Below are 4,799 nucleotides of genomic sequence, written 5' to 3' on the forward strand. Positions count from 1 at the left end.
CGCCCGACGGCCGTGACCCGGCCGCGATCCTCGGCGGCGGCCCGGCCCGGCCCGGCCCGGACCTGTCCACCACCGGCGCGTCCGAGGCGTTTGTCTATTTCGTGCAGGTCGGCGCCTACGCGCGCACCGAGGAAGCCGAGGCCCAGCGCGCCAAGCTGGCGATCCAGGGCTTCGAGTCCAAGATCACCGAGCGCGAGCAATCGGGCCGGACGATGTACCGTGTGCGCGTCGGCCCGTTCGTGCAGCGCGCCGAGGCCGAGAAGGTGAAGGAAACGCTGGACGGCGCCGGCATGGTGTCGGCGCTGGTGCGGGTGCAGAAATGAACTTCGCGGCGTGGGGATGACTCCACCGCTGCGTCTGTCTGAACGCTGAAAGGATGCTCATGAACCGTCGTGACTTCACGACCCTGTCGCTGGCCACCACCTGCGTCGGACTGCTGCCGGCCTTCGGCCACGCCCAGGGCGGTCCGGTCGAGGGCAAGGACTACGTGAAGCTGTCGCAGCGCCAGCCGACGCAGGACCCGAAGAAGCTCGAGGTCGTGGAGTTCTTCTGGTACGGCTGCCCGCACTGCCACGCCTTCGAGCCGATGCTCGAATCCTGGGTCAAGAAGCTGCCGCCGGACATCACCTTCCGGCGCCTGCCGGTCGCCTTCCGCGAGGTGCCGTTCGTGCTGCACCAGAAGCTGTACTTCGCGATCGAGGCCCTGGGGCTGGTCGACACCCTGCACCGCAAGGTCTTCACCGCGATGCACGTCGAACGCAATCCGCTGAACACGCCCGAGGCGATCGGCGACTTCGTGGCGAAGAATGGCGTCGACAAGGCCAAGTTCCTCGACGTGATGAACTCGTTCTCGGTGCAGACCAAGGCCCGCCAGGCCGCCGCGCTGTCGGCCGGCTACAAGATCGACGGCACGCCGGCGATCGGCATCAACGGGTCCTACTACACCTCGGGTTCGCTGGCCGGCAGCAACGACCGCGCGCTGGCGATCACCGACCACCTGATCGCGCAGATCCGCAAGGGCGGCTGACCCTCGTTTGGCGTCGACGCGACAGCGGCCGTCGGAGCGGCGGCCGGCCGTGGCAAGCGATCGAACTCACCCTAGAATCGGCAGCAAGATTCATGCCGATTCCCTCCATGTCCGCTCCGACCCCCTATCCTGCATCGCGGTGCACCTTGCTGGCGCAGCTGTTTGCCGGGCCGTCCTGGCGGTGCTGGGGCTGGCCCTGCTGCCGGCCTTCGCCGCCGAAAAGGCTGACCGCAGCCAGCCGCTGGCCTTCACTGCCGACTCGGCCCGGGTCGACGAGGTCAAGCAATTGAACATCCTGTCGGGCAACGTCGAGATCACCAAGGGCAGCATCGTCATCCGCGCCGACCGCGTGGAGGTGCGCCAGAGTCCCGAGGCTACCAGTCCGCGGTGGCGACCGGCTGGCCGAACAAGCGTGCCTACTTCCGCCAGAAGCGCGGCAGCAACGACGAGTACATCGAGGGCGAGGCCGAGCGCCTCGAGTACGACGGCCGCGGCGACACCGTGCGGCTCGTGAACCAGGCCGTGCTGCGGCGCTTCCGCGGCAGCACGCTGGCCGACGAGGTGGCCGGCAACACCATCTCCTACGACAACGTGACCGAGGTCTTCCAGGTGCTCGGCGGCCCGGCCTCCGCGGCCGCGCCAGGCCGGGTGCGCGGCGTGCTGACGCCGCGCGAGAACCCGGCTTCGGCGCCAACTCCGGGGCGGGGACGCGGCCATGAACACGGCGATGGCGAGCCGCCTGGAGGCTCGCGGACTGCAGAAGAGCTACGGCGCCCGCAAGGTCGTCAAGGACGTGCACCTGGCCGTTGCGGCCGGCGAGGTGGTGGGCCTGCTGGGCCCGAACGGCGCCGGCAAGACCACCAGCTTCTACATGATCGTGGGCCTGGTGCGCGCCGACGCCGGCGAGATCCGCATCGACGGCGCGCCGATCGAGCGCCTGCCGATCCACCAGCGCTCGCGCCTCGGGCTGTCCTACCTGCCGCAGGAGGCCTCGATCTTCCGCAAGCTCACCGTCGAGGAGAACATCCGCGCGGTGCTGGAGCTCCAGTTCGACGAACGCGGCAAGGCCTACACCAAGGCACGCATCGACGAGCTGCTCGACGGCCTGCTGCACGACCTGTCGATCGACAAGCTGCGCGACAGCCCGGCACCGGCACTGTCGGGCGGCGAACGGCGGCGCGTCGAGATCGCCCGCGCGCTGGCCACGCAGCCGCGCTTCATCCTGCTCGACGAGCCGTTCGCCGGCGTCGATCCGATCGCGGTGATCGAGATCCAGCGAATCATCGGCTTCCTCAAGAGCCGCGGGATCGGCGTGCTGATCACCGACCACAACGTGCGCGAGACCCTGGGCATCTGCCACCGCGCCTACATCATCAGCGAAGGACGCGTGCTGGCCGAAGGCACCCCCGAGCAGATCGTCGAGAACGCCGACGTCCGCAAGGTCTACCTCGGCGAGCACTTCAGGATGTGATGAAGCCTTCCCTGCAGGTCCGTTTTTCGCAGCATCTGGCGCTCACGCCGCAGCTTCAGCAGTCGATCCGGCTGCTGCAGCTTTCCACGCTCGAGCTTCACCAGGAAGTCGAGCAGATGCTGGAGCAGAACCCCTTCCTCGAAGTGGAGGAAGATGCGCCGACCCCGTTCGACGCGCCGGTGGAGCGCGCCACGGCCACGGAGCGCCAGGCCGATGACGCCTGGGAGGGCTCGGGGTCCGAGGTGGCCGCCGACCCCGAGCCGGTCGCGGTGGATGCGGCCGAGTTCGGCACCACCGAGCGCGAGGACTGGGAGAACGGCACCGAGCGCGAGGACTTCGACGGCATCCGCGAGACGCCCGGCAAGGCCGGCAACAACGACAGCGACGAGTTCGACCCCATGGAGCGCAGCAGCGCCGGGGTGAGCCTGCAGGACCACCTGCGCGACCAGTTGCGCGGCATGCGCCTGAGCGACGAGGACCGCGGCGCGGTGATGGTGCTGATCGAATCGCTCGACGAGGACGGCTACCTGGCCGACCCCCTGGAAGAGATCGCCCAGCGCCTGGCCGGCGACGAGGACGACATCGCGGTCGAGGAGCTGCTCGACCGCCTGCGCTGCGCGCTGAAGTGGCTGCACAACCTGGAGCCGCTGGGCGTCGGTGCGCGCGACCTGTCAGAGTGCCTGACGCTGCAGCTGCGGGCCGGACCGCGCTGTGAGGCGCAGATGATCGCGATCCTGATCTGCAAGTACCACCTCGAGTTGCTGGCGCGGCGCGACGGCAAGAAGCTGATGGCCGCCACCGGCGCCGACGAGGAGCTGCTGAAGGCCGCGCAGGCGCTGATCGTGCGCTGCGAGCCCAAGCCCGGCCGGCCCTTCACCAAGGCCGAGGCCAACATCATCGTGCCCGATGTCATCGTGCAGAAGGCCGGCCGCGGCTGGCGCGTGGTGCTCAACCCCGACGTGATGCCCAAGCTGCGCATCAACGACCTCTACGCCCAGGCCATCAAGCAGCAGCGGGGCGCGCGCACCGAATCGGGCGCGGGCCTGAGCTCGCGGCTGCAGGAGGCGCGCTGGTTCATGAAGAACATCCTGCAGCGCTTCGACACCATCCAGCGCGTGTCGCAGGCCATCGTCGAGCGCCAGAAGGCCTTCTTCAGCCATGGCGCGATCGCGATGAAGCCGCTGGTGCTGCGCGAGATCGCCGACGAGCTGGGTCTGCACGAGTCGACCATCTCGCGCGTGACCACCGCCAAGTACATGTCCACGCCCTACGGCACCTTCGAGCTGAAGTACTTCTTCGGCTCCTCGCTCAACACCGAGGCCGGTGGCAATGCGTCGAGCACCGCGGTGCGTGCGCTGATCAAGCAGCTGGTCAGTGCCGAGGACGCCAAGAAGCCGCTGTCGGACAGCCAGCTCAGCAGCATGCTGGAAGAGCAGGGCATCCAGGTGGCACGCCGCACGGTGGCGAAGTACCGCGAGGCGCTGAAGATCGCGCCGGCCAACCTGCGGCGCACGATGATGTGACGACGAGGTCTCGGGCCCGAACCGGCAACAAGACCCAGCGCCCCGCCCGGTGTCGACCGAGGCGCGAGCGCAACCCTCGAACCCCTCTGCACGCATGAACGTCGCCCTTCCGCCCGACGCCCCGCCGTCCTCCTTGTTCCTCCCCTGCGCGGCCGGCGTCGAGGCGCTGCTCGCCGACGAGGTTGCCCGGTTGCTGCCGGGCGCGGCGGCGCAGACGCAGCGCGGCGGCGTGATGGTGCGCGGCGGCCCGCGCGAGGCGATGGCACTCAACCTCGGCAGCCGGCTCGCCCAGCGCGTGCTGTGGCAGGTGGCCGATGCGCCCTACCGCAGCGAGGACGACCTGTACGCGTTGGCCCGCAGCCCGCGCTGGCCCGACTGGATCACGCCGACGCAGACCCTGAAGGTGGACGTGACCGCGCAGCGCGCGCCGCTCAAGAGCCTGAACTTCGCCGCGCTGCGCATCAAGGACGGTGTCTGCGACGCGATGCGCGACGCGCTCGGCGCGCGCCCGAGCGTCGACACCCGCCGCCCCGACCTGCCGCTGCTGCTGCACCTGGCGCCCGAGCACGCCACGCTGTATGTCGACACCTCGGGCGAGGCGCTGTTCAAGCGCGGCTGGCGCGAGGACCAGGGCGAGGCGCCACTGAAGGAGACGCTGGCTGCCGCGATGCTGGCCGCCGCCGGCTGGCAGGGCCGCGAGGCCGACGGCCCGCTGCTCGACCCGGTGTGCGGCTCCGGCACGATCGCGATCGAGCGGCGCAGATCGCCTGCGGCATTG

The 4,799-nt window shown here is 69.7% G+C and carries 4 protein-coding genes and 2 pseudogenes; all 6 read left to right on the forward strand.

All coding sequences use genetic code 11. The features are described from left to right. Positions 1-323, forward strand: a 323-nt coding sequence (locus x551_RS18515) for an SPOR domain-containing protein (protein WP_173402822.1), incomplete at its 5' end; no start/stop codon positions are given. Positions 324-382: 59 nt separating this feature from the next. Then, positions 383-1,027, forward strand: coding sequence for a thiol:disulfide interchange protein DsbA/DsbL (locus x551_RS18520; protein ID WP_036235666.1), 645 nt, complete (start codon positions 383-385; stop codon positions 1,025-1,027). 181 nt (positions 1,028-1,208) lie between these two features. Beyond that, positions 1,209-1,567 (forward strand): annotated as a pseudogene (gene lptA, locus x551_RS24615) (lipopolysaccharide transport periplasmic protein LptA); the annotation flags it as partial. Between the two features lie 175 nt (positions 1,568-1,742). After that, entirely contained in the window at positions 1,743-2,498 is a 756-nt protein-coding gene (gene lptB, locus x551_RS18525; protein WP_011827750.1) for an LPS export ABC transporter ATP-binding protein, read from the forward strand. After that, entirely contained in the window at positions 2,498-4,021 is a 1,524-nt protein-coding gene (locus x551_RS18530; protein ID WP_011827749.1) for an RNA polymerase factor sigma-54, read from the forward strand. Before lptB ends, x551_RS18530 begins: the two co-directional genes overlap by 1 nt. A 94-nt stretch (positions 4,022-4,115) precedes the next feature. Then, positions 4,116-4,799 (forward strand): annotated as a pseudogene (locus x551_RS18535) (THUMP domain-containing protein); the annotation flags it as partial.

The organism is Methylibium sp. T29, from assembly GCF_000576205.1.
Taxonomy (GTDB): domain Bacteria; phylum Pseudomonadota; class Gammaproteobacteria; order Burkholderiales; family Burkholderiaceae_C; genus Methylibium; species Methylibium petroleiphilum.

Bases quoted from the DNA above. Each gene is read 5' to 3' on its own strand.
- x551_RS18530 (WP_011827749.1), top strand. From the start codon at position 2,498: ATGAAGCCTTCCCTGCAGGTCCGTTTTTCGCAGCATCTGGCGCTCACG.
- lptB (WP_011827750.1), top strand. From the start codon at position 1,743: ATGAACACGGCGATGGCGAGCCGCCTGGAGGCTCGCGGACTGCAGAAG.
- x551_RS18520 (WP_036235666.1), top strand. From the start codon at position 383: ATGAACCGTCGTGACTTCACGACCCTGTCGCTGGCCACCACCTGCGTC.